General features: G+C 33.5%; 31 protein-coding genes. 24 read left to right on the forward strand and 7 right to left on the reverse strand.

Annotated features, from left to right (window positions below; all coding sequences use genetic code 11):
• Window positions 1-3: 3 nt before the first annotated feature.
• Together Q4Q16_RS00215 and Q4Q16_RS00220 are read right to left on the reverse strand one after the other, a co-directional pair.
• Window positions 4-1,206: a YcaO-related McrA-glycine thioamidation protein gene (locus Q4Q16_RS00215; RefSeq protein WP_303345378.1), complete on the reverse strand. Its 1,203-nt coding sequence runs from the start codon at window positions 1,204-1,206 to the stop codon at window positions 4-6.
• Window position 1,207: 1 nt separating this feature from the next.
• Window positions 1,208-1,849 carry a site-2 protease family protein gene (locus tag Q4Q16_RS00220; RefSeq protein WP_303345379.1) on the reverse strand — a complete coding sequence of 214 codons (642 nt, stop codon included), beginning with the start codon at window positions 1,847-1,849 and terminating at the stop codon, window positions 1,208-1,210.
• 77 nt (window positions 1,850-1,926) lie between these two features.
• On the opposite strand from Q4Q16_RS00220, the gene Q4Q16_RS00225 reads away from it, so the two are divergent.
• From Q4Q16_RS00225 to Q4Q16_RS00260, 8 genes are all read left to right on the forward strand, one after another.
• A complete protein-coding gene (locus Q4Q16_RS00225) occupies window positions 1,927-2,943 on the forward strand; it encodes an aminopeptidase P family protein (RefSeq protein ID WP_303345380.1) in 1,017 nt (338 codons plus the stop codon).
• 199 nt (window positions 2,944-3,142) lie between these two features.
• Window positions 3,143-3,667 carry a DUF134 domain-containing protein gene (locus Q4Q16_RS00230; protein WP_303345381.1) on the forward strand — a complete coding sequence of 175 codons (525 nt, stop codon included), beginning with the start codon at window positions 3,143-3,145 and terminating at the stop codon, window positions 3,665-3,667.
• Between the two features lie 12 nt (window positions 3,668-3,679).
• Window positions 3,680-3,967 carry a DNA-binding protein gene (locus tag Q4Q16_RS00235; RefSeq protein WP_303345382.1) on the forward strand — a complete coding sequence of 96 codons (288 nt, stop codon included), beginning with the start codon at window positions 3,680-3,682 and terminating at the stop codon, window positions 3,965-3,967.
• Window positions 3,968-4,019: 52 nt separating this feature from the next.
• Window positions 4,020-4,199 carry a 4Fe-4S binding protein gene (locus Q4Q16_RS00240; protein WP_303345383.1) on the forward strand — a complete coding sequence of 60 codons (180 nt, stop codon included), beginning with the start codon at window positions 4,020-4,022 and terminating at the stop codon, window positions 4,197-4,199.
• Between the two features lie 1,036 nt (window positions 4,200-5,235).
• Window positions 5,236-5,406 carry a hypothetical protein gene (locus Q4Q16_RS00245; RefSeq protein ID WP_303345384.1) on the forward strand — a complete coding sequence of 57 codons (171 nt, stop codon included), beginning with the start codon at window positions 5,236-5,238 and terminating at the stop codon, window positions 5,404-5,406.
• A 91-nt stretch (window positions 5,407-5,497) separates the two neighbouring features.
• The gene (locus tag Q4Q16_RS00250; RefSeq protein WP_303345385.1) at window positions 5,498-6,421 is read left to right on the forward strand and encodes a type II secretion system F family protein; all 924 of its coding nucleotides are present in this window, start codon (window positions 5,498-5,500) and stop codon (window positions 6,419-6,421) included.
• Window positions 6,421-6,603, forward strand: coding sequence for a class III signal peptide-containing protein (locus Q4Q16_RS00255; RefSeq protein WP_303345386.1), 183 nt, complete (start codon window positions 6,421-6,423; stop codon window positions 6,601-6,603). Before Q4Q16_RS00250 ends, Q4Q16_RS00255 begins: the two co-directional genes overlap by 1 nt.
• A gap of 138 nt (window positions 6,604-6,741) precedes the next feature.
• On the forward strand, window positions 6,742-8,151 hold the full coding sequence (locus Q4Q16_RS00260; RefSeq protein WP_303345387.1) for a lactaldehyde dehydrogenase: 1,410 nt from the start codon (window positions 6,742-6,744) through the stop codon (window positions 8,149-8,151).
• 27 nt (window positions 8,152-8,178) lie between these two features.
• On the opposite strand, the gene Q4Q16_RS00265 is transcribed toward Q4Q16_RS00260, so the two are convergent.
• A complete protein-coding gene (locus Q4Q16_RS00265; RefSeq protein ID WP_303345388.1) occupies window positions 8,179-8,901 on the reverse strand; it encodes a tRNA-binding protein in 723 nt (240 codons plus the stop codon).
• Between the two features lie 161 nt (window positions 8,902-9,062).
• Here Q4Q16_RS00265 and Q4Q16_RS00270 point away from each other — a divergent pair, with 161 nt between their 5' ends.
• From Q4Q16_RS00270 to Q4Q16_RS00285, 4 genes are read left to right on the forward strand one after another with little or no spacing between them, the layout of a single operon-like run.
• Window positions 9,063-9,464 (forward strand): PRC-barrel domain-containing protein, encoded by a 402-nt coding sequence (locus Q4Q16_RS00270; protein WP_303345389.1) that lies wholly within the window; start codon window positions 9,063-9,065, stop codon window positions 9,462-9,464.
• Between the two features lie 52 nt (window positions 9,465-9,516).
• Window positions 9,517-10,281 carry an aspartate dehydrogenase gene (locus tag Q4Q16_RS00275; protein ID WP_303345390.1) on the forward strand — a complete coding sequence of 255 codons (765 nt, stop codon included), beginning with the start codon at window positions 9,517-9,519 and terminating at the stop codon, window positions 10,279-10,281.
• On the forward strand, window positions 10,281-11,003 hold the full coding sequence (locus Q4Q16_RS00280) for a tRNA(His) guanylyltransferase Thg1 family protein (RefSeq protein WP_303345391.1): 723 nt from the start codon (window positions 10,281-10,283) through the stop codon (window positions 11,001-11,003). Before Q4Q16_RS00275 ends, Q4Q16_RS00280 begins: the two co-directional genes overlap by 1 nt.
• The gene (locus tag Q4Q16_RS00285) at window positions 11,000-11,665 is read left to right on the forward strand and encodes a Mov34/MPN/PAD-1 family protein (RefSeq protein WP_303345392.1); all 666 of its coding nucleotides are present in this window, start codon (window positions 11,000-11,002) and stop codon (window positions 11,663-11,665) included. Before Q4Q16_RS00280 ends, Q4Q16_RS00285 begins: the two co-directional genes overlap by 4 nt.
• A 32-nt stretch (window positions 11,666-11,697) precedes the next feature.
• Here Q4Q16_RS00285 and serA read toward each other — a convergent pair whose 3' ends face one another.
• Window positions 11,698-13,272 carry a phosphoglycerate dehydrogenase gene (gene serA, locus Q4Q16_RS00290; protein WP_303345393.1) on the reverse strand — a complete coding sequence of 525 codons (1,575 nt, stop codon included), beginning with the start codon at window positions 13,270-13,272 and terminating at the stop codon, window positions 11,698-11,700.
• Between the two features lie 228 nt (window positions 13,273-13,500).
• On the opposite strand from serA, the gene Q4Q16_RS00295 reads away from it, so the two are divergent.
• Together Q4Q16_RS00295 and Q4Q16_RS00300 are read left to right on the forward strand one after the other, a co-directional pair.
• Window positions 13,501-13,839, forward strand: coding sequence for a heavy metal-binding domain-containing protein (locus Q4Q16_RS00295; protein WP_303345394.1), 339 nt, complete (start codon window positions 13,501-13,503; stop codon window positions 13,837-13,839).
• 8 nt (window positions 13,840-13,847) lie between these two features.
• Window positions 13,848-14,642 (forward strand): hypothetical protein, encoded by a 795-nt coding sequence (locus tag Q4Q16_RS00300; RefSeq protein ID WP_303345395.1) that lies wholly within the window; start codon window positions 13,848-13,850, stop codon window positions 14,640-14,642.
• Here Q4Q16_RS00300 and Q4Q16_RS00305 read toward each other — a convergent pair.
• Together Q4Q16_RS00305 and Q4Q16_RS00310 are read right to left on the reverse strand one after the other, a co-directional pair.
• Window positions 14,639-15,025 carry a hypothetical protein gene (locus tag Q4Q16_RS00305; protein ID WP_303345396.1) on the reverse strand — a complete coding sequence of 129 codons (387 nt, stop codon included), beginning with the start codon at window positions 15,023-15,025 and terminating at the stop codon, window positions 14,639-14,641. The two genes, Q4Q16_RS00300 and Q4Q16_RS00305, sit on opposite strands and share 4 nt — an antisense overlap.
• A 9-nt stretch (window positions 15,026-15,034) precedes the next feature.
• A complete protein-coding gene (locus Q4Q16_RS00310; protein ID WP_303345397.1) occupies window positions 15,035-15,967 on the reverse strand; it encodes a transcriptional regulator in 933 nt (310 codons plus the stop codon).
• Between the two features lie 57 nt (window positions 15,968-16,024).
• On the opposite strand from Q4Q16_RS00310, the gene Q4Q16_RS00315 reads away from it, so the two are divergent.
• From Q4Q16_RS00315 to Q4Q16_RS00355, 9 genes are all read left to right on the forward strand, one after another.
• Entirely contained in the window at window positions 16,025-17,290 is a 1,266-nt protein-coding gene (locus tag Q4Q16_RS00315) for a tRNA(Ile)(2)-agmatinylcytidine synthase (RefSeq protein WP_303345398.1), read from the forward strand.
• 205 nt (window positions 17,291-17,495) lie between these two features.
• Window positions 17,496-18,392 carry a DUF3100 domain-containing protein gene (locus Q4Q16_RS00320; RefSeq protein WP_303345399.1) on the forward strand — a complete coding sequence of 299 codons (897 nt, stop codon included), beginning with the start codon at window positions 17,496-17,498 and terminating at the stop codon, window positions 18,390-18,392.
• Window positions 18,393-18,899, forward strand: a complete 507-nt coding sequence (locus tag Q4Q16_RS00325) for a hypothetical protein (RefSeq protein ID WP_303345400.1) — start codon at window positions 18,393-18,395, stop codon at window positions 18,897-18,899.
• 70 nt (window positions 18,900-18,969) lie between these two features.
• A complete protein-coding gene (locus Q4Q16_RS00330) occupies window positions 18,970-20,379 on the forward strand; it encodes an MmgE/PrpD family protein (RefSeq protein ID WP_303345401.1) in 1,410 nt (469 codons plus the stop codon).
• 1 nt (window position 20,380) lies between these two features.
• Window positions 20,381-21,283, forward strand: a complete 903-nt coding sequence (locus tag Q4Q16_RS00335; protein WP_303345402.1) for a peptidase — start codon at window positions 20,381-20,383, stop codon at window positions 21,281-21,283.
• A 4-nt stretch (window positions 21,284-21,287) separates the two neighbouring features.
• Window positions 21,288-22,160, forward strand: a complete 873-nt coding sequence (locus Q4Q16_RS00340; protein WP_303345403.1) for a fumarate hydratase — start codon at window positions 21,288-21,290, stop codon at window positions 22,158-22,160.
• 59 nt (window positions 22,161-22,219) lie between these two features.
• A complete protein-coding gene (locus Q4Q16_RS00345; RefSeq protein WP_303345404.1) occupies window positions 22,220-23,020 on the forward strand; it encodes a citryl-CoA lyase in 801 nt (266 codons plus the stop codon).
• A gap of 1 nt (window position 23,021) precedes the next feature.
• On the forward strand, window positions 23,022-23,531 hold the full coding sequence (locus tag Q4Q16_RS00350; RefSeq protein WP_303345405.1) for a nitroreductase family protein: 510 nt from the start codon (window positions 23,022-23,024) through the stop codon (window positions 23,529-23,531).
• Between the two features lies 1 nt (window position 23,532).
• Window positions 23,533-23,871 carry a hypothetical protein gene (locus Q4Q16_RS00355; protein WP_303345406.1) on the forward strand — a complete coding sequence of 113 codons (339 nt, stop codon included), beginning with the start codon at window positions 23,533-23,535 and terminating at the stop codon, window positions 23,869-23,871.
• Here Q4Q16_RS00355 and Q4Q16_RS00360 read toward each other — a convergent pair.
• Window positions 23,861-24,190 carry a hypothetical protein gene (locus Q4Q16_RS00360; protein WP_303345407.1) on the reverse strand — a complete coding sequence of 110 codons (330 nt, stop codon included), beginning with the start codon at window positions 24,188-24,190 and terminating at the stop codon, window positions 23,861-23,863. The two genes, Q4Q16_RS00355 and Q4Q16_RS00360, sit on opposite strands and share 11 nt — an antisense overlap.
• Before the next feature lie 64 nt (window positions 24,191-24,254).
• Between Q4Q16_RS00360 and Q4Q16_RS00365 the strand changes: the two genes are divergently transcribed.
• Window positions 24,255-24,605 (forward strand): hypothetical protein, encoded by a 351-nt coding sequence (locus tag Q4Q16_RS00365; protein WP_303345408.1) that lies wholly within the window; start codon window positions 24,255-24,257, stop codon window positions 24,603-24,605.
• The last annotated feature ends 50 nt before the right edge of the window (window positions 24,606-24,655 follow it).

The raw sequence follows: 24,655 nt of genomic DNA on the forward strand, positions 1-24,655 counted from the left end.
TTATCATACTCTCAAGAATCTGTATCCTGCACGGCTTTGGTCAAGTGCGTACAATTCCATTCCTGGAATTATGACTCTAACAACACTCACATCAAGTTCGGGTCTTGTTAAATCAGTGTATAAAATTTGTTTAATGTCATTAGCCATTAATTCTTCTTTTACAATATCAATATCTTCATTAATTGATGTTGCGGATTTATTTTCAATATCCTGAAGGTTAATTTGCTTTTCTTCTTGTTTAAAGTAATATTTATTGATTCTTTTCATTCGCTCATAACCTGCTTCACGTGCAAAATCAGCTCTTACAGTATCTTCGCGGGCACCGTTAATCTGTGTTGCTCTGCTTTGCGCAACTTCGGTTAAGGCTCTTAGGATTGCAACTTCCGGATCAAGGTGTGTTCCCATACCCAATGTCAATAAACCGGCATCTTTTGTAACGGTATCATCTGCTGAAGCAGCTATTGTTGGAACCTTAATGTCTGCTGTGAAATCCATTAACTTGATTTTAATTCCGTTTGATTCGAATTTATCAAGAATATTATTAATCAGTTCACTTTCGATGCTGTCCAAATTAATTTGTGAATAATTTTTATGTGTCAATTCAAAGATGCTCCAGGCATCTCTTTCAATCACTTCGAATATTCCATGTAAAATGGCTTCATCTAAAATATTTCCTGAGGCAAGTCCATTTGTGTTTGATTTAAAGAAGCTTTCAACATTGTTATCATGGTTATAGGGATGGAATACTGCATTTGAAAGAACATAGTATTCATCGCCGGATATCAAATCATTGGACAAACTCCATTCTAAAGGTGTCTGTGCAATATCTTCTTTCTCATATTTTTGCGGCAAATTCAAAGATTTGGGATCAATATACTTTCCTTTCTGACTTATCTCTTCAATTGTTGCAATTATGGTTTTATCGTTTTCCTGCTTTTCAGCAGAATATCTCTCAAAACCTTCCATCATTGCTGAAGCTTTCGCATGGTCTTTTGAAATTCCTTTTCCACCATAAATGCTAACTGCACCGTCTTCTGCAGTGGGCCTTATTGCACTAAAAATAGGCATTCCAATTCTGTCCAAATCTGAAATATCTGCAATACGGGTAATTCCCGCAGTTTTTAACTTGTTCCAGTTAATTTCAACTGTTTTTTTCGGAGCGATAACCCGGTGTGTTCCTTCAAAGTAAGTTAGTTTTTCAGTCATTTTATAATCCTATAATTAATCTTACAATACTTTCAACACCTACTGTCATAGACATTAATGTCATAATGCCTGCAATTGCAATTGTAATAATCCAGATTCCAAAGTTCCATGTTAATACTTTAGATCCGTCCAAGTTTCCAATCGGAATTAAATTAAACGCAGCAAGGAAACTGTTAATGGAATAACCGACAGAACAAATGATAAATATTAATGCGGAAGTTTCAAAGTACAATGCAGATGGATACATTGCCACTGCTATTGCTAAAAATATTAATGCAAGAATAATATTGACAATAGGTCCTGCAATTGATATTTTACCGTTAATCTCATCAGTCATGTAATCTGCATAGGTATATACAGCACCTGGAGCTGCAAACACAAAGCCTAGAAATGAACTGACAAGTGCAAATATTAATCCTTCAGGCCAAAGTTTAAATTCTGCCCAATATCCGTATTTCATTGAGACAAATTTATGTCCAAGCTCGTGTAAAATAAACCCTGCCCCCACACCAACCATAACAATTGGCAAAATGGCGAGAACTGCGGAAGTATCTCTTCCACCATTTACTATTGCAAAACTGAGAGAAATGACGATAAATGCAATTATCAAATCTCTTACTTCACTACTTGTAAATTTAAACATGTTCTTAAAATATCTAATTTAACTTTAATAAAATTATCCTTTATTTTTTTATAATACTTTTTTCTAAATTATTAAACATGGACTTACATGTAAACAATATTTTAAAAGACCTGGAAAAAGATGATATTCAAGCTTATTTAATTACACAATTCACAAATGTTGAATACATTTCCAAATATAAACCGACAAGTTTTGCTTTTTGCATTATTAAAGAAAATCCCATAATTTATGTATCTGAAATGGATATGGAATTGGCAGTTCGCGATTCAACAATAAATGTTAAACAATATGAATCATATGATGTGATGATACAGGAGTTGAAAAAAGAAGGTATTGAAAATCTTGCAATTGAGCCGGCACTGCCTTACAGCACCTATGCTAAGTTCAAGGACGATTTTGAAATATCTTCACAAACATACATTGATAAGCAGCGTATGATTAAAACAGATTCAGAGATTGAAAAAATCACAAAAGCGACTGAAATTGCCCAAAAATCTTTTTTGCAATTGGATATATTGAATAATAAAAGCACTGAAAAAGCGGTGGCATTTGATCTTGTTCGGCACATGATTGAAAATGGTGCTTCAAGAGAATCATTTGACACAATTGTAACAAGCGGACCTAATTCAAGCCTTCCTCATGCAATTCCCCAGGCTAAAAAATTAGGCCGGCCAGTCTTAATAGATTGGGGTGCAATCTTTGAGGGATACTGTTCGGATAATACTCGTACGGTGGTTTATAGTGAATCCCAACAGGAAATTTGGGATATCGTCGCAGAAGCTCATGATAAAACAGTTAAAGCAATCAGACCAGGTTTAAAATGTTGTGAGGTGGATAAGGTAGCTCGCGACATCATTGCTGAATATGGTTACGGTGATAAATATATTCACTCAACCGGCCATAGTTTAGGTTTGGATATTCATGAAACTCCAGTATTTTCATCCCGTGATGAAACAATAATTGAAAAAGGCATGGTTATAACAGTTGAACCTGGAATATATCTGGAAGGGAAATTCGGAGTGCGCCTGGAAGATACGGTTGCTATTTCAAAAAAAGCTGACGTTATCGGTGATTTGCCATTAAAAATTGATTAATCGATTATTATTCTATTGTTTTGTGTAAATCATGCAAGTCTTTAGGAATGGTTAATCTCGAAGTGTTTTTCTAAAGCTAAAAACTAAGGTATTTTATTTTATCAATTTTTTTTAAATCTATAATGTTGCTTTCACGAAAGGTTTATAAATAGTTATGAATATATATTCATAATACCTAACATGTATTGGGGAGAATATTATGGTAAGGCCCAGAAGAATGAGAAGAGTAGTTGAATGCCATAGGTATAATTTGAATAAAAATGAAGTGCCGATTGAATTATCTGTTGATGAATTTGAAGCTATAAGGTTTAAAGACTATCGCAATATTAAACAGGTAGACGCCGCGGAATTTATGGGTATTTCTCAATCAACATTTCATAGAATTTTAAATTCTGCAAGGCATAAACTGGCCATTTCATTAATTGAAGGCAAAAAAATTGTTGTAGTTAGAGGTGATATTATGATAGATCAAAATAAATATTTGTGCCAAGATTGTGGATTCCAATGGTCAAATCCTGAGAAGATATATGAATCTTGTCCTGATTGCGGATCTGAGAATATTCAAAATTTAAATTCAAAGAATATTCGTGGAAATTCACCGAACAAATGCAAATGTCCTAATTGTGGTTATGAAGAACCTAAAATCAGAGGTATTCCTTGCAGAACTAAAACATGTCCAGAATGCGGATCTCCCCTACAGGGAAGAGGAATGTGCAGAATTTAAGGAGATGATTAAATGGCAGATAATTTAAAATATGTTTGCAAAGAATGTGGTTTCAACTGGATAACCTTAAATGGTGAACATGAAATGTGTCCAAAATGCCACAGCAAAACAATAGAACTCATGGGGGAAGTAAAGAATTTAGATATAGATTCAATATTAAATCACAATAAACGAATGGGCGGATGTTGTGGTTCTGCTCGTGGAAGGGGTCCGTTGACATGTGGAAAACCTTATCCTGACCATCATGACCCAAACGTTCCACATGATCCGGAAAAATGCTGCGGACATAAAGTATGTTAAAAAACATACTTTTTTTTTTTTTTTTTTTTAATTGTTTTTAGGAGGTTAAAAAATGGCTGAAATTACAATAAACTTTAATGAATGTGACGATTGTGGAGACTGTACAGATGTGTGTCCGATGGAAGTTTTAATTCTTGAAGACGGAAAATTAAAAATCAATGATCCTGAGGAATGCAGCTACTGTGAAACCTGTGCGGATGTCTGTCCTAATGAATGCATTACAATAAAATAAAAATTTAAATTATTTCTTAATTTGTTGTATTTGTTTAACAAAGATTTAGTAAGCGTTTTACAAATGAAAAAGCAATAAATAAAAAAAGTTGGGATTAAAAAAATATCTAATAATATGGGGTTAATTGATGTTCTTTAAATAATTTTTATCATTGTATTTGAGGTGTTGCTGCTTTCAAGCAATGAATTTTCCCATTCTTTTTTAATAATTAATATATTTTTGAATATTTTAATCTTTCATAAAATTTTTTAATGGATTTTTCTTTTGTAATTTTGATTTTTGCTCTAACTGAGTTTTTATGTTTTTTTAAAGTCTGATTTTGTTTCATGAATTTTAAAATAATTAATTATTAGCTTTATTTTTAGACACTAATGTTTTTTGAGAGGTATTTGTCTAAATTAAGTGAATTTTTATTAAGAAGTGTTATTTCTACAGATGTATGTACTGTTTTAGCTATTGCAGTAATTTTTATTCTCGCAACAGAAATTTTTCTAGTAATTAGTTTAACTCGCTTCAATTTGACATTACTTTTGTAGTTTTTCCCATTTTTTACAATAATCATGTTTTTTACATATGTTCATTTACAACAAGAAAAAATAGTTCAGGAAATTGGCCATTAGTGTCTGACTTTTTAAGATAGCTTTTAAGCACACGGCAAAGGCATCCTTTTTGAATACGACGAAGACATATCACAGTACGGAGAATGGTAACTGTAGGATGAGATGATGCTATGGTTCTGCATATTTCAATTTTTACAAAACTGTTAAAAAATTTACTACAAAATATTCAAGTAAATTACTACAAAATTATTTAGAGGGGATTTTGCAGTTCCTTTGAGGGATTGGAGATATGGATTAATTGAATTTAAATTAGGTGTTGGAGAAGAAGAAAAAGGGGCTTAAAATTTACTAAATAAATGATTTGATTAATAAAAAGAATTTGGAAAATGGAATGGGAAAACTTATCTTTTTATCAATAATTACTGGGGATAATTTGATTATACTCGAAAGGATGGAGTAAAGATTATTCCAATTTGTTGTCTAAGATAATAAAAAGATGCTATTTCTTTGTTAGAGTTGAAATTTCCCATTCATATTTTGGTGAAATTGGCTATAATGGCAATAATGATGATTTGGATGAAAAACTATTGAATGCACTGGTGCAAACTGATAATTTGTTTGAGATTAACATAGATTTTGAGTTTTAATTTGTAATCGCTGTAACTCTTGTTTTCACCTTGTAAAATTGTTTTAAAATATAACCATCACTTTATATGTTTCAAAATTTAAGATTATTTCATGAAATTCAAAATAATTAATGATTTAGCAATATTTTTTGACAATTTTATACCTGAAAAGTATTTATCTAAATTGCAGGAATTTTTGCTAAGTGGAGCTATTTTTACAGATGCAAATAAAGTTTTAGCCATACTTATTATTTTTATTTTGCTGAGTGAAATTATTTTGGCAGTAACATTAACTATTCTAAACTTGCCGGTTTCAGTATTGATTTTGCCATTTTTTGTTATTCCTAGTCTTTTCACACATGTTATTGTCCAACAGGAAAAGCGAGCACAGGAAATAGAACGAACTGCACCTGACTTTTTAAGACAACTCTCAAGTATGCTGCAGGCAGGACTCAGTTTTGAAAATGCAATGGAGGACATGTCACAGTACGGGGAAGGTCCGTTATATGATGAGATGAGAAGAACAATCATTGAAATCCGCATGGGCAGGAATTTTGATGAATCATGGGGAGCAATGGGAAGGCGATTAAAATCAAAGGAATTGGAGAGGGTATTTGGGATTATTCTTGATGGGAGAAAAAGCGGGTCAAGTATTTCAACAGTGCTGTCAGATGTTTCTGAAGATTTAAGAGATTTGATGGCACTTAAACGCGAGCGAAAATCTGCAGTGATGATGTCTGTGATGTTTTTATTAATTTCGGCTATTGTTGCAACACCCTTTGCAATGGGTATGATCAGTGTTTATTCTAGCTTCATGCAAAGTTATGGGATGGAATCTGAAATTATCCTGTCTGCTCCGATTGTGGGGAAGATTTATCTGATGATTCATTCGGTATTGGTGGGATTCATTATCAGTATTGTAATGTATGGGAAAATCAAGAAAGGAATTAAGTTTTCCATACCTCTTGTTGGAGCTTCTTTTGGAATATTCTACATTATCTCTACTTTTGGCGCAACATTGATGGGGGGATTTTAATGGATGATAATGCTCAGGCATCAGCAGAATTCATTTTACTTTTTGGTGGAATATTCGTTGTTGTTTTGATGGCCATCTATATGTATAATAATTATATAAATGATTTAAGCGGTCAAATTCAGTCAAAAGAAGTCAATGAATTCAATAATCAATTAATGAACCTTAAAACTTATTTTAAGTAATCTTCCACTTCAAAAGACCTGCTTAAATATTAAATTCTTTTGAGGTATTGTGGATATTGCATCAAATCTTTCAAATAGCTAGTTTCCATAGGAGAATATTTTATATTCCGAATATAAAATATTAATTAAGGTGATAGAATGGATATGTTAATTGGAGGAAAACACGTTTCAAGTGATGATGTGGAGGAAGTTAAAAATCCGTACAATGGGGAAATAATTGACACAGTTCCTATCGCACATTTGCAAACTGCTGATTTGGCCATTATGGAGGCAAATAAAGCTAAAGATGTTTTAATTGAAATGTCAGCTTTTAAAATTTCAAATAAACTTTATAATGTTGTTGAAAAATTAAAAGAAAAGCGTCAGGAATTTGCAGAATTATTGACATTGGAAGTTGGAAAACCGATTAATGAATCTTTGATGGAGCTGGATAGGTCAATTGAAACATTAAAACTTGCTGCAGAAGAAGCAAAGAGGATATATGGTGAAAGCGTACCTTTGGATGCGGGTCTTAACGGTAAAGGATTTTTTGCATTTACACAGCGTTTGCCGTTGGGTGTTGTTGTAGCAATTACTCCATTTAACTATCCGTTAAACTTAACAATACATAAAATAGCTCCTGCAATCGCATGTAAGAATGCTGTCATTGTAAAACCACCTACTGAAGCTCCATTAACGGTTATGAAATTTTGCGAACTTTTAAATGAAGAGTTTCCTGGGGCAGTAAATACCGTAACAGGATACGGTTCGGAGGTTGGAAATTATCTTGTATCTTCACCAGATGTTGATAAAATTTCATTTACTGGAAGCATAACAACAGGTCTGATGATATCTCAGAGAGCAGGCATGAAAAAAGTCACTTTGGAACTTGGAGGCAATGACCCGATGATTGTATTAAATGATGCGGATATTGATAAAGCAGTAACCGGTGTTATCAACGGAGCATTCTTAAATGCAGGTCAGGTGTGTATGGGTGTTAAAAGAATAATAATAGATAATGGCATTGCTGATGAATTCTGTGAAAAATTAGTAAAAGAAACTGAAAAATTGGTTATGGGCAATCCTTTGGATTCTAAAACTACTCTTGGAACTTTGATATCTGAAAAAGCAGCAATACAGGTAGAAGAAACGGTTAATAATGCAGTCAATGACGGCGCAAAAATATTGGCAGGAGGAATTCGTGAGGGGGCATTTTATCATGCTACTGTAATTGATAATGTCACATCCGACATGGATCTGGTTGTAAATGAAACATTCGGTCCTGTTGCACCAATCATTCGTGTTAACAATTTAGATGAAGCTATCGGCATTGCCAATAATACAGATTACGGCCTGCAGGCTGGAGTATTTACAAATGATTATTCGGCTGCAATGAGGTGTGCTAAAGAAATCGAAGCAGGAACAGTATTTATAAATAAACAGTCCACATTTAGAACTGATAACATGCCATTTGGCGGATTTAAAAACAGTGGTGTTGGAAAAGAAGGAATAAAATATGCAGTGGCTGAAATGACAAAAACAAAACTGATAGGTTTAAATCTAAGATAATTGAAATAAAAAAATAAGTAATTAAACTTATTTTAAATAGTTTTCAACAAGGTTACGTGTTTCGTTAAGGGATTCCATAGGGATTCCTTTTGGCATCTGGCCAAGTTCTCCATCAACATCTTTGAGGATATTTCCATCCATTCCAAGAAACATTCCTTCACTTACAATATCGCTGAATGACTGTGGTGGAAGTAGGGAAACACCAACTTTGTTATCCTCTTTCACGTTCAAATCATTGGTAATAACCGTAATGGCACGTTTTCCAAGATTCACATTACAGATTAATAGCTTGTCATTTTTCGGATGTTTTGTAACACTCATTACTTCTCCAACTTTAATGTCGACTCCCATTATTGGATCGTTAATCGGGCCTAAGGATAATCGGCCTTTTAGTCCTATTATTGTGTCTAAGAAAAATCTAACTTTTGCAATATTTTCCTGGGTTTTTTCCCGGTCTTCCTTAGGAGCATTACTTAAAAATTTTTTATTCCAGTCAGGACCACCTAAATATTCAATAATTTGTTCCGCTTTTTCTTTTAATGACGCAACATCTGGAGAATTTGTCAATTCATCTCCTTCTAAATAAGAATAAATTAATGATTGAAAATCACTGTTCATTTGCTTTCCCAAATCGATTGACTGTTTTTTATTCCAACTTCCTCTAAAAGAAGCTGTTGGAATAAGATTCAGGTAATTTTCCCTTGCTTTACTTGCCACTAAAATTCTGTAGTCTTTTGTTGTATCCCACATTTGAAGTCTCCTTTTAATCTAAATAATAAATTTAAATTTATAATTTAATAAATTTTTTGCAAAAAAGCTTTTTCCATACTCAAAAACAAAAAATATTTATATTAACATTAAAATAAGATAATACATATTTAATTTAATTAGCAGTATATTGTGGTGTAAAAATGGTAAAAGTTTCAAAATTACGCAGTTTAGATATTTATACAAACACAGGACATTATGTCGGTCGTGTAGAGGACATTATTCTTAATATTAGGTTGGGAACTATTTCCAAATTACAGGTAAGAGCTATTGAACATGAAAGAAAACCTGCCGGTGTTATCAATTCATTTTTAGGAAGCATTCGTGGAGAAGTGCCTGAAGAAAATGACATGAAATCTTTCCAAAACGATTTATTAACTGTGGACTTTGATAAAGTTCAGGCTATTGGAGATATTATGTTAATCAATCCAAGAGATATGAAAAAAGTAAATCATGAACCACAAATTCCTAATGCTGTAACTCCAGAACCTGAAACTCATTCCCAAGCAGAAACTCAAGTTCAATTTGACTCTGAAAGATTATAATTAATCTTTTACCTATTTCTTTTTTTTTAAACATTTTTTTCGGGTGATATTTATGAAAGTAGGTATTATAGGATGCGGAGCTATTGCCAATATTATTACAAATAGTATAGTTTCAGAAGAAAACGGCATTGAAATTGCATACTTTTTTGATAAGGATGTTGAAAGAGCAGAAAACCTAGCAAGATTTGCCGGTGGTGTGGCGATTATTAATTTTAATGACATGCTGAATGATGTGGATTTAATTTTAGAATGTGCTTCGCCGGATTCTGTTAAGAAGTACGCTCCAATTGTTTTAGAAAAAGGTATTGATATGGTTATCATGAGTATTGGGGCATTTATGGATGCTGAATTTCATAGCAATGTTTTAAAAATAGCTAAAAGGAATTGCGCTAAAATACATTTGCCTTCAGGTGCCGTTGTTGGTTTGGATGGAATTAAGGCCGTTGCGAATTTCGGTCTTAAAGAGGTTAATCTTGTAACCCGCAAATCTCCAAAATCACTTGGAAAAGATATTGATGGTGAGGAAGTTTTATTTGAAGGAAAAGCTTCTGAAGCGGTTAAGCAGTTCCCATTAAACATTAATGTTGCAGCAACAATAAGTATGGCATGCAATTCCGATATTCATGTAAAAATCATTGCCGATCCGAAAGTCGACAGGAACGTTCATGAAATCACTGCAAAAGGGGACTTTGGTGAATTTAAAACAACAACTATGAATTTCCCTTGTGAAGCTAATCCTAAAACAAGCATGCTTGCAGCACTCTCAGCAATTAAATTGCTTAAAAGTTTTAATGAAACTATTAGTGTGGGAATCTGATGAAGGATTATGAAGTCTATTCTTCTTTGAAAGTTCCGAAAAACTCTAAAATCATCATTCGTTTAGATGGCAGAAGTTTTCATCAGTTGGCCCGCGATTTGAATCTGGCAAAACCTTATGATGAGAATTTCTATAAAGTTATTTCTGAAGTATGTGAAGATTTGTTTAAGGAATTTTCACCTATTTTTGTTTATGCATTTTCAGATGAAATAAGTTTGCTTTTTGATAATGTCCCTTTTAACGGGAGGGTTGAGAAAATAAATTCTGTAATTGCCAGCTTTGCGGCCAGTTCCTTTGTTATCCATTACAATACTGTATTTAAAAAACCTCCTGCTTTCGACTCAAGGATCATTCCGATTTCAGATGATGATATTTTGAGTTACTTCAAATGGAGGCAGGACGAATCCTGGAGAAACTGTGTCAATTCACATGGCATTGTATTTCTGAAATCCAAGTATTCCGATGATGTGTCGAATGAGAAAATAAAAGGCATGAATTTAAGCGACATACACGAATTATTGTTCAAAAAAGGAATGAATTTAAATGATGTTGATGCATTTAAAAAAAGAGGAATTGCAGTATATAGGAAAAACAAGAAAGTTGTAGGTTTCAACAAAAAAGAAAATAAAAATCAGGTGTCATATAGAAGTTATGTATATACAGATTGGCAGCTTCCAAATTTTAGTGAGGAATTCTTCAGACAGACAGGTGTGATTAAATGAGTTTTATTTCAAAAATATTAGGCAATAACGATGAAGAATTTAATGAAGTTAGGGTAAACAGGGATGTTTTGGAATCTGCAATCTATTATTCAAAAGAAGCATATCCTAATGAGTTTTTAGCTTTTTTTGACGGTCAGATTAAAGATAAGATTTTATATATTACCGGTTTGATTTTTGTTCCAGGTGAGACTTGTGAAACCGGAGCTGTTGTTCACACGGAAATGGTTCCGATTAACACAAAATACTGGGGATCCGTTCACTCACACCCCGGGCCAAGTGCAAGGCCTTCTGAAGCTGATTTGATGACTTTTTCAAAAAATGGATATTTTCACATGATTGTATGTCTCCCCTATTCTTTTGAAACCTTTAAATCATATAATCGGTACGGTGAGCCTCTTGATTATACTGTAGGGGATTACAGCTATTTGTTTGATGATGACTTTGAGGACTTTTTTGATGAGGAGGATGTCATAACCGATAGTGATGAGTTTAAACCGGGATTTTTTGATGAAGATGATGATGAATTTTTCAGAAGTCTTGATGAGGAACGCTCCAGTCATCAGAATGAAAATCAAGTTAGTGAACTGCCCAATCAGGTAATAAAAATAGAGATTAATCCGGACGGCAGTATTAAAAAAACTTCAAGAGAATTTAAAAAATAAAAAAAACAATTATGGTGAAATTGTTTTTTTAATTATAATTCTAATCCATTAGCTTCATAAACATTATCTAAAGCTTGGATTTCGTTAATTACATCTTTTGGAATTGCTTTGTCTAAAGTTAGAACCATGATTGCTCTTCCGCCTTTTTCATCTCTTCCAACTTGCATAATTCCGATGTTTACTCCATGCTCTCCTAATTTTGTACCGATTTTTCCGATACTTCCAGGAATATCTTCATATTTTGCAATAAACATATGTCCTTTAGGAATAACGTCAACCCAGTAATTGTTTACTTTTAAAATTCTTGCTTCATGTAACTGAGTTCCTTCAGCTGTGAAAATATCGTCTTCACTTTTTGCGATAACCTTAATTAATGATTCATATCCTTTTGCGTTATTTTTCCTGCCTTCAGTAATGCTGAGTCCTCTTTCTTTAGCAACCAATGCAGCATTAACAGCATTTACAGGAGAGCTTAAGTATGGATTTACAGCGCCCTGGATAACTGTTCTTGTTAATATTTCAAGGTTGTCAATTTCAGCAAGTTCTCCGCTGTAGATAATTTCAATTTCTTTAAGTTTGCCGTTAATTCCCTGTGAAACGAAACATCCTAATTTTTCACATAATTCCATGTAGGGGGATAATTCCTGATAAGTGTTTTTATCAATGCGGGGCATGTTCAATACGTTTTTAGGAGTATTTCCTTTTGCCAAATCGATAATTTCATCAGCTACGATGATTGCAGCATCCCTTTGAGCTTCTTTAGTTGAAGCAGCAATGTGGGGAGTTAATACTATATTGTCAAGTTCAAATAATTTTGAATCGTTAGCAGGAGGTTCTTCTTCGTATACATCAAGTGCAGCACCTCCGATTTTATCATTAACTAATGCATCGTATAATGCGTCTTCATCAATAATTCCTCCACGGGCACAGTTTACAATAAATGCAGTGTCTTTCATCAATTCAAACTGTTTTGTGGAAATTGAATGTTTGGTTTCCGGTGTAAGGGGTACATGAATTGTAATGAAGTCTGAATTTTTAAGAACAGTATCCAAATCGGTCAAATTCACGCCCATTTGTTTTGCAACTTCTTCTGGAAGGTACGGATCATAAGCCATTGCATCCATTCCGAATGCTTTGCATCTGTTTACAACCTGTGAACCGATTCTGCCCATTCCGATAACACCGAGAGTCTTGTTTCTGAGTTCCACTCCCATGAATTTTTTCTTTTCCCATTTTCCTTCCTTGACAGATTTATCTGCAATGGAAATTTTACGGGCCATACTTAAAATTAATCCCATGGTATGTTCTGCTACAGTAACGGATGTTGATTCAGGAGAGTTTACAACCATAATACCTTTTTCAGTTGCAGCATTTAAATCAATGTTGTCTACTCCAACACCAGCTCTTGCGATAATCTGCAGGTTGTCTGCCTTTTTAATAATGTCTGCAGTTAATTTTGTACGACTTCTTACTACAATTCCATCATATTCATGGATGGTATTTGCCAACTCTTCAGGAGTAATGCTGGTATCAACAACAACATCAGCTATTTCCTTTAAATTTTCAATACCCTTTTCATTGATAGCATCAGCGATAAGCACTTTCATATTTTTTTCACCATAATCATGTTAATTTAAAAAGAATATTTAATAATAAATACTGTTAATAATTATATATTTTATAATATTTAAACGATGTTATTTTTAATGAAAATTATCTAATTATTATCTTTTTTAAAAATAACTGTTGATTTTAACTTATTCTTCATAAATGTTGATTTTTCTTATAAAAAATTATTTATGTTTTAAAATTAATTATAACATTAGGTGATACTTATGGTAAGTATGGAAGAATTTCCAATGTCTAGTGCAAATTTTATCTCAGGATATAAAATTGTTGAAAATAAGGGTTTCGTTTATGGTTTGACAGTACGTGCAAGAGGTGTTGGCGGAGACATTGGTGCTGGTATTAAAGGACTTTTCGGCGGCGAAATTAAACAGTATGTTGCTATGATGGAAGATTCACGGGAGGAAGCTATTCAAAGGTGTATTGATCATGCAAAGGAACTGGGTGCAAATGCCATAATCTCTGTCAGGATGGATTCCGACAGTATTTCTCAAAGCATGCAGGAAGTTTTAGTTTATGGAACTGCGGTTGTAATTGAAAAAGAATAGTGTTTTTCATGTTTTCAGATGATTTAGTATATAAAGGAAAATCAATTCCCAAAACAATACTCGGCCATGCTCCCTTTGTTGCCGAACCATATCTGGGCCATCGCTCCATGCTATATCAGAGGGATTTATATGAAAATCCCCAAAATATAGCTGATGTCATTGTCGAATCATATGAACAGGGTATTAGAGCCATTAACTTATTCAATGATTCAAGATTGCTTGAAGCTTATGATATTTCATGTAGTATGGGCTGTGAAATGAAAGTGATAGCCACAATAGGCAAAAGCGACATTGATTATTTAAATCCAAACTATGAAATTGCAAAAGAAGCAGATTGGGAAGGGGATATTGAGTTATTCAGCAGTTATGACTGTCCGTTGATGTTAATTGATGAATTTATTGTTGATGCATATGATTGGAAGTTAACTTCAAAGATTTTATCGGAAATCAACAGAACAGATTCACTTTCGGGATTAATTACTGCATTTCCGCTAAGAACAACTGATTTAATCCCTGAAAATTTAGACATGGATTTGTTTGATTTCTACATGGTCCCATTTAATTCAATTTCATATATGATGGATATAACTGCATTTAATGCATCTCAAAGAGAGGAATTCAAACAGAAATTAATTAATTTAAATAAAAAAATAATAGCTACTAAAATCCTGGCGGCAGGAGTTTTAAAGCCTGAAGAATCATTTACATTCTTTAAAAAAATAGATTATGTTGATTTGATTTCAATTGGTGTGGCAAAGGTTGAAGAAGCCCGTGAAGACTTCACTCTTTTAAAAGAATATTAAAGTTTAACAATTTCATATTCTTCAAATGGAACGAGGTTTTCTTCTTCAAGAGATTTATTTATATCTGCCAAACCGTTTATTAAATCTTTTAAATTTTTATTGGACGGTTTTGTACCTGTAATCTGCAGGTACTGTCTTGGTGAAATTTCACATAATTCACATTCGAAGTTGCAGCATCTGTCCTTTTCTTCACAACCATATCCTTCTTGAGTTTCATCTGTTCCAATCACAATGTCATCCAATATTCTTGAAACTCTCTCGTCTGAAGCGAACATAGCTACTTTTTGAGTCTTGCCGCATATTCCAATGGCGTTCTGCCCTTTGAAGTTGCAGACCCATTTAATAGGATAATTTTCCATTCCGGTAATCTGTAAATTTTCCATCTAATCACACTACTCTTCTTTTCTCTCTCTAATCATTTTCAGTAATTCTTTTGAATTTTCAAATTCTTTTAATTCCCAGGACTTTATAACGGGGATTGTACCGATTGACTCTTTGATTTTGTCATTGTTTATGATAAAAACAGGTTCTGATGTTGTAACCATAGATAAATCTTTTAATGGAATGGCCATTCTTTTTAAAGTTTTTTCAGTCCTGTTTTTTTCAACATTGGCCATTAACGGAGAATGTTTATCTGATGTTTTCATTTTTGCTACAGCATCAAACGGACTTTTGTTAGTTGATAAAACTCCGTATCCTAACTTTGATAAGTCATTAGCATCGTCATTATATTCAATGTCCTCCTGTTGAGGCTGTTTTAATAAGTCAATGTCAAGGGTAACCTTTGTATTTAATATCTCTTCTAAAATCATTGCAGTTTCAGCAGTTGCGCGGACAATTCCATTTTCGTATTTATACATTGTTGCACGGGATACATGGGCCAGGCTGGCCAGGTCTTTAAGAGACATGGAATATTCTTCACGGTATTGTTTTATGACATTGCCATCAATTTTAACAAAGTAACCTCCGCGGTCTGCTAAAATTTCGGGAAATTCATTGTACAAAATCATATTCTTGAAGGTTTCAAGTCCTATGGTCGGAATATTGTATCTTTCATATATTACTCCTTCTTCAAGAGGCCCGTTTCTTGATTTTTCCCCAATAATTATTGGTGAAGCCAAAAATATGTGGGCTAACTGCTTCATTTCATGAGCATTATGTTCATTTATGCTATCAATATTTAGAAATGTTTTTAAAAGTAAAATTAACAAGTTTTTTCTTGCTACAAGGTCAAATGAACCGTGTTCATAAATATCTGAGGTTTTAAAACCTTGGGATTTTAATAAAGCTTCTATTTGATGTAACAAATTTCCTCGAGTCAACATTGTAAAACCTCTAATTAGTATATATAGTTTAACTCTAATATATTTGTATATTTAAAGGTGATTATAATTAATATTTTACATATTGGAATTGATGATACGGATTCTCCCGATGGAATGTGCACTACCTTTTTAGCGAGTCAAATTATTAACAAATTCGAATATAATGGGATTGAAATTATAGATTATCCCAGACTGATAAGATTAAATCCTTTTGCCCGCTTTAAAACTCGAGGGAATGGAGCAGTTGGTTTAAAGATTTTAAATGACGGCAATGGGGATTTGGCCAAAAAAATAGTTTTGGATGCAGTTGAAAAATTATCCATGTTTGACTGTGATAATACTAATCCTGGTGTAATTTTTTATGAAGGTGAAATTACAAAGGAAATGGAAAATTACGCATTTAGGGCGATTTATGAATTCATCACAATTGAAGAGGCAGAAGAGTTTGGAAATTCTGTTGGCTGTGAAATTCATAAATTTAAAAAGGGAAGGGGAATTATAGGATCTATTGCGGCCATTAGTTTGCCTTTATCTGACTGCACTTTTGAATTATTAACTTACAGGGCCTCTGAAAATTATGGGGCCAAAAGACGAATTGACTATGAATCTGTATATAAAATGGATAAGGAAACTTTTCCGGATACTTTTGAAAATATTGATTATTCTGAAGATTATATTGCCATTGAACCCAAAACTCCATGCCCTGTATTGTATGGTATCAGGTCAAATACTGTTGAGGCATTAAAAAAAGCAGGAGATATTGTTCAGGTATCCGAACCTGTTGTGGACTGGTGTATTTTCAAAACAAATCAGCATACTGATATGCATATTCAAAAAACTACAGATATCTCATCAATGAATCAGTATGGTTGCTATGAAGTTGAAGGGGAGGTTAAAAATAAACCTAAAATCATTGATGGAGGACATATGTTTTTCCACATCTTTGATGAGTCAGGTGAAATAGAATGCGGGGCCTATGAGCCAACAAAAAATTTCAGAAAGACAGTTTCGTATTTGCGTCCAGGAGATATTATTAAAGTCTATGGGGGGATTGGAGAACAAAATACATTTAATATTGAAAAGTTTAAAGTCATAAAACTAAACGATATTGAGTATAAGAATCCAATTTGCAAATGCGGTAAAAGAATGACTTCTGCAGGTAAAAATAAAGGTTTTAAATGTAAAAAATGCGGAAATAAAATTCAGGAAAATGAAAAAGTTCCTATTAAGATAACTCGTTTTTTAAAAAATGCTCAGTTTTATGAAACACCAGTTTCTGCAAGGAGACACTTATCAAAACCTCTTTGCAGAATGAATTTATAATATATAATCCCTTAATCGCTCCATATTTGTAATTTAGCTAATTAAAATGCATATTTATTAATTCACTTATGGTGAAATAATTCTTAATTTTTCACTATTTTTATTCTATTTTTTAGAACTTTTAAGAACTATATCCTATTATTTTATATATGATAATTTTAAGAGTATAAATTATTAAACATCAGATGTTTGTTTGTAAAAGGGGTTGACAATAATATTTAAGAAACATGATGACAGTAATGAAATTCAGCACATTTACCGTGATAAAACGGATAAACGTATTTTAAAGAAGAATCCGTGGAAAGATTACGGTTTACACTGCAGCGTACTTGTTTTAGTTATAATTGCTGAACTCATTGGTCCAATCAAAATCCCAATAACTGATGGTGTTTCAGTTACAATAATGCCGTTGCTTTACACAATGATTTTAGGTTTGATATTCTATTTGGCAAAACCTATTAAATGGATTAAAAGAAAACAATCCAGAGTTGCTGAAGGGGCAATGATGCTTTTTATCGGTGTTTTAATTGCAAAATTAGCTGTTTCCAGTGGCCAATCTATTCATTTAATTTTTGAAATGGGTCCGGCTTTAATATTGCAGGAATTGGGGCACTTGGCTACAATATTAGTTGCACTTCCTATAGCATTGTTGCTTGGTTTTAAACGTGAATGTATTGGAATGACTTCTTCTATTGGTCGTGAACCTGAAGTTGCTGTTGTTGTTGACAAATATGGTTTTAACTCTGCTGAATCCAGAGGTATTTTTGCTCTTTTTATTGTTGGAACAATTATAGGAACAGTATTCATTAGTTTCCTAACAAGTATCTGCGTTTCTGTTTTGCCGTTGCATCCCTATGCATTTGCTATGGCTTGTGGTGTAGGCAGCGCCAGTATGAATGCTGCATCTCTGGCTCCTACAATAGCTGCATTTCCGGATTTAGCAACACAAATTCAGGCATTTGCCGGTTTTAGTAATCTGCTTTCATTTTCTATAGGCATTTATATTGTAATATTTATTGCACTGCCTTTAACCGAAAAATTATATAAGTTCTTAGAACCTAAAATTGGAAGGGAGCCTATTATTGAAGAGGAGGATGATTAAATGGGAGATATCATTGATGGATTTGATATTATTGACGGATCTGAAAATATTTCTGTTCACGGTATTTTAAACTGGGTGTTACTTTTAACCATATTCTCAATTATTGTTGTTGTTGGCAATTCAATAGGTTATCACAATCCGATAGGTGATTCCTTAATTGGAATGTTTATTTTATCTCTGATTACTCTTATTGGTGTCTGGATGGAAAGGTATTTGCCTTTCAATATTTCATCAATTATCTATATTAGTGTAATCGGTATTGTATTGGCATTTCCTGGAATGCCTACTTCTGAAACTCTGATTTATTATGCTTCTCAAATAGAATTGATATCAATTGTTACTGTCTTTTTAGCTTATGTAGGTATTGGAATGGGTAAAAGCTGGAATGAATTTAAGGCATTAGGTCCAAAAGCATTAATTATTACAATTCTTGTTATTGCATCCACATATTTAGGTTCTGCAGTTGTAGCGCACTGTGTTTTAATATTTACCGGCGTTCCAATATGATTTTATCATCAAAATTCTAAACTTATCTATATTAATACTACTTTTTACATATAATATAGATAGGTGTTTCATGTTTTTACAAAATATTTCAAAATTTATCTCAAACTATCGCTTTGAACAAGCAACTGCCGAATCTGTTACTACTGCAAAAGCTGCTTTTTTAGATTTCTATGGTGTTGCTTATAGGGGAATGGATGAAAATGCTCCAAATATTGCTCTAAACACAGTTGGTGAGATATTTTCAGGAAACTTTAATTCAAATTTAAAGTCATCGGTTATTGGAACAACTTTAAAAACAGATATTTTAAGTGCCGCCTTTATAAATGGTGTTGCAGCACATGTGCTGGAGTTGGACGACGGTCACAGAGGAGCCCAACTTCATTTAGGTTCCATAATCTTTCCAACTGCCCTGTCAATTTCTGAAGCTTATGATTTAACCGGCAGGGAATTTTTGGAAGGTGTTATTGTAGGTTATGAAGTTGGAATTTTACTTGGCCAGCTCGTAAACCCCAAACATAGGGACAAAGGATTTCATACAACCGGAACAATCGGAACCTTTGTTGCAGGTGTTGTTGCCTCTAAATTGTTGAATCTTGATGAAGATCAAATTTTAAATGCATTGGGATTGTGCGGAACTCAGGCAGCAGGGCTTCTGGAATCAGACCATGGCGGGTCTATGGGTAAAGTTTTACATGTTGGAAAAGCAGCATTCAACGGTATTTTATCTGCAATGCTTGCCAGAAATGGTTTTACAGGTAGCGGATCCATATTTGAAGGGGATGAAGGATTTTTAAAAGCAATGGTTTTTGATGATAGGAATCAGGATGATGATTTCTCACTAGATGATGCATTAAAAAACATGGAAACAGTAAGAGTCCGTGACATTTACTTTAAAAAATACCCATTCTGCAGACATTTGCATTCCTCAATAGATACTGCATTAAAACTTAAGGCAAGTATCGGGGATGAATATGACCACATTCAGAATGTAGCAGTTAAAACATATTCTGTTGCTGCACAGCATAATAATTTCCATCCTAAAAACCTGGAAGAATTAAAGCAAAGCCTTCCTTATGCTGTTGCTATTTCATTGGTTGTTGGGGAAATTAATGTTGATGTTATTAACCAGTTAATCAATTATGGTCTTTTAGAGAATTATTCCACCGTCGATACAGTAAACAGCATTAAGAATTTGGTAAACGGGATGGTCATATTATCAGATGATAAATTAGATGAACTGTATCCTGCAAAAAGACCATCAAATGTTATTATTAAATTGGATGACGAGTTTAGAAACGGTATTTTTCAAAACATCACATTTATTCCAAAAGGAGATTTTGAAAATCCGTTACAACTAAGGGAATTAATCGATAAATTCAAATCTCTCAACCCAAATTACAACGTTAAAAATTTAACAGTCATTGATTCTCTTGAAGATTATTCTATGAAATTTGTTGTCCGTAAATTAAATGGTGGATAATATGGAAAATACAAAAAAATTCCTTAAAAAGATAGGCATAAATGATGTTTCAAAGGATTATGTCTCTGATAAGCGTTTCGGTGATGGTGGACAGTATCGTTTTGAGGTTCCAGGTATCCAGTCTCCAAAAACAATGGATGCACTTTTAAAGGAATCTGTTAAACAGGATATTTTTATCCATAGGGTCACTCAGACCAAAGGAATAATGATGCTGACTGATTCGGAAATTAAAGAAATGGTTAATCTGGCTAAGAATTATGGTTGTGAGTTATTTTTGTCAGTAGGTCCAAGAGCAACTTACGATACTTCTGCAACTGTTCATACTCAAGAAGGAAGCAGAATAGGTTACCGCCTTAGAGGTTATGATAACTTAGTTTATGCAGTTGAAGATGTCAGGAGAGCCTGCAGGTTGGGAGTTCGCGGAATACTGCTTTATGATGAGGGATTGCTGTTTGTATTAAATCAAATGAGACAGAAAGGCGAAATGCCTGATAATGTTCATTTTAAATTGTCTGCTCATGCAGGTCATTGCAACCCTGCTTCTGCAAAACTGCTTGAATCCCAAGGTCTTGATTCATTGAATCCTGTAAGGGACCTGCAGATTCCAATGATTGGTGCAATCAGGGACGCTGTTGATATGGCTATTGACTTGCATACTGAAAACCCCAAGTCTACAGGGGGATTTATAAGGCATTATGAAGTTCCCCAATTTATCAGAGTTGCATCTCCTGTTTACCTAAAAACAGGAGGATCCGTTGCATCAAACCATAACTGGGATACAACAGAAAAAGAAGCAATAGCTCGTATAAAGCAAGTTTCATTAGTAAAAAGGGTAATTGATGCATATTGTCCGGATGCAGTTGTTTCTTCAAAAAAATCAGGAGATTTATCTATTCCTGTGTGATTTTATGGATATTTTAGAAGATATTTCAAAAACAATCATTGATGCATCAACCTCTATTTCCAAAGACAAATTCGATGCATTAAAAAGAGCTATCGATATTGAAGATAATGAAAATGCCAAATGGGTATTAAAACAAGTTTTAGAAAATTATGGGGTGGCTCAAAAGACTAAATTTCCTCTGTGTGATGATACGGGCATTCCTCATGTGATTATTGAAATTGGTGAGAAAAGGGAAATTTCAGGAGATTTGTTAAATCAGATTCATAAAGGAATTGAAATAGGTTTGAATAATCTTCCTGCAAGGCCGATGGCTGTTAAGGGTAATGAATCTGAGAGAATCGAGCAAAGTAAAGGTTTATTTGAAAAACCGGGAATGCTTCGCCCTGCATCTGTTTTAATCGATAATGTTAATGATGAATCCACATATGCCAGGAACATAACTTCCGATACATTGAATATTCATTTTCTGCTTCAAGGGGGAGGTCCTGAAATAAGGGCAAAAACATTTAGGGTCTATCATAAGAGGTCTTTTGAAAATGTGGTTGATACTGTATGCGGATGGTTGGAGGAATCATTAAAAATGTTGGGATGCACTCCATCAATTCCTTCAATTGGTATTGGGCGAACTCATTTTGAAGCTGCTTCTCTTCTTTTAAAATCAACTGCTTATGGAAACTTGGATAATCAAAACGAATACGAACAGCTAATTGCTGATAGATTAAATCAGACAGGAATTGGCCCTATGGGTTTTGGTGGTAAAACTACGGTTCTGGGATCCTATTTGAATATTGGAAATCAAAGGGCCAGTGGTGTTAGAATAGTTTCAGTCAGGCCGTCATGTTTTGTCGAACCTCGTGTTGCAACATTAAAATTGTAAATCTTTATATTATAAATTTAATATAAATTATTTTTAATTAATAAAAAGGGTACTAGAAAATGCAGGAAAATAATTTTAAAGTTAATAATCATTCTTTAAAAACAGCCATTTCAAATGTTGAAAAAGATAAAATTGTCACTAGAGGATATAATCAACGGGATTTAATTGAAAAGATTAGATATAGTGATATGGTTTTTTTACTTTTAAAGGGAAGATTGCCTTCTGTTCTTGAAGGAAAAATCTTTAATCATGTTCTTGTTTCATTTTGCGACCATGGAGTAACGCCGCCCAGCACTCAAGCAGCCCGCATAGTCTCTTCTGCAGGTTCACCAATGAATTCTGCAGTGGCAGGTGCATTGCTGTCTTTCGGACATAAACATGCCGGAGCTATTGAAAAGACAATGGAGCTATACCAATCAAAAATTAATTCAGCACGAATTGCTGAAGATTCAGATATTAGCAACAAGCAAATAGCTGCTTTGGCTATTGAAATATATAATGAATATATTCTCTGGGATAAAAAAATACCAGGTTTCGGCCATAGGTATCATGATGTTGATCCCCGAGCAGATAAGCTAATGGAACTTGTTATAAAAAAGGGATTTATAGGCAATCATATTAAACTGGCGCTGGCCGTTGAGGATTTGGTTTTCCAAAAAAAACAGATCAGACTTAATGTGGATGGTGCAAATGCAGCCATATTATCTGATTTGGGATTTTCCCCTGATTTGGGTCTGGGAGTATTCATAATTGGCAGAATTCCCGGAATCATTGCACATATTCATGAAGAGCAAATGGATGAAGACGAATTTAGAAAATTTTGCGACCTTGATGATGTAATTTATCAAAGGAGAGGATAAGATGGAGTTTATTGATGTAATCAATGAAAGGTATAGTGTTAGAGGATATCTTGATAAAGAAGTTGAAAAGGAAAAACTTGAATATGTTTTAAAAGCGGCGACAATAGCTCCGACAGGAGTTAATGCACAGCCATTTAAAGTTTTTGTAATTGATACTGAAAAATACAGGGAAGAGCTGTCTGAAATTTATGCTGCAAAATGGTTTGTTGAAGCGCCTTATGTGTTGTGCGTTGTGGCATTAAGGGACAAGGCATGGGTAAGGCCGTGGGACTCTAAAAATATTGCAGATATTGATGCAACAATTGTAATGGACCATATTATTTTGGCGGCCACCGATGTGGGTCTTGGAACTTGTTACATTGGAGCATTTAAGAAAAATAAAGCGCACAGATTCTTAAATTTAGATGAAAACGAAGAACCTGTTTTATTCACGCCTCTTGGATATGGCAACGCTGAGCCTCGTGAAACTCCGAGAAAAGAATTAGATGAATTTGTAGTATACGTGGATTAAAATGAAGTTTTATATTCTATCGGCAGACAATCCAAAAGAAATGGATAAAATATTTGAGGAATTGGCTTTAAAAAAATTTAAATCTATTCAGAATGACGAGGATTATATCTTAATGCGTAAAAGAAGATACGGCAATATTTTAATTCAGGTTGTTTGTTTAATACTGGCTTTGCAGGTCAGCGTTATATTTTTAGCAATCAATGTGGCCTATTTTACTTATTCATATCTGTGGGCTTCACCACATGTGCTGATTACAACTCAAAAAGTAGATGATGAAGGAAACCCTTTGGAATTTAGCCAAATGGATGATGTGTTAAATCAGGCTAATGCTATTCTATAATTTCATCTACGCTGTATTCCTCTATTTTTCTAATAACTAAAGGATTTAGTGCATGAACGTATTCTGATTCTTCACCTATTTTCGCATCAGCGAATACTTTATCTGCATCAGGCTCACTAAATAACGAGACAATATCTAAAATAAATTCGTCATATTCCCTTTGAATATTCTCATCACTAAAAGCTAATTTCGGCAGTTGGCTTGTCCAAAGGTCCTCTCCAGGTGAAAATTTTTTATCACAGATTTTCCCGTCTTTTATTTCACTATCTAAAATTAATGAAAAATTATTATTTAATATTATCCAAACAGCTCTTTCCATGTATACTACTTTAATATAAAATCATATAAATATTATGAAAGTAAAATAAGAATCTAGTGTTATTATGGCAAATGTTAAAATGTTTAAAATATTAGGAGTACTGCTGGCTGTAATGTTGATGGCATGGGCGATTTACCCATTTTTAAAACACCAACCGGTAACTACCGAAGTTATTGCCACTGCTATTATATTAATTTTAATAGCAGTTGCATATTTGGTTATAATGTATAATCCGAGCTGGACTAAAGCGGTTTTCTTTTTCGAAGGTGTTATTATTGGTGTAAGCGGATATGCATTATTGGATTTTCCATACAGTCTGGAATTTGCTATTGTTGGTTTAATCATAATCATAATAGCTATTCTTGCTTATTTAATGAAATTGCCTCCTAGTGTCCTAAAATGGTTTTATAGATAAGTTTTTTATCTTTTATTCTTTTTTTTCTCATTTGTTTAAATATAAATATT

The organism is Methanobrevibacter sp. (assembly GCF_030539875.1).
Classification (GTDB): domain Archaea; phylum Methanobacteriota; class Methanobacteria; order Methanobacteriales; family Methanobacteriaceae; genus Methanocatella.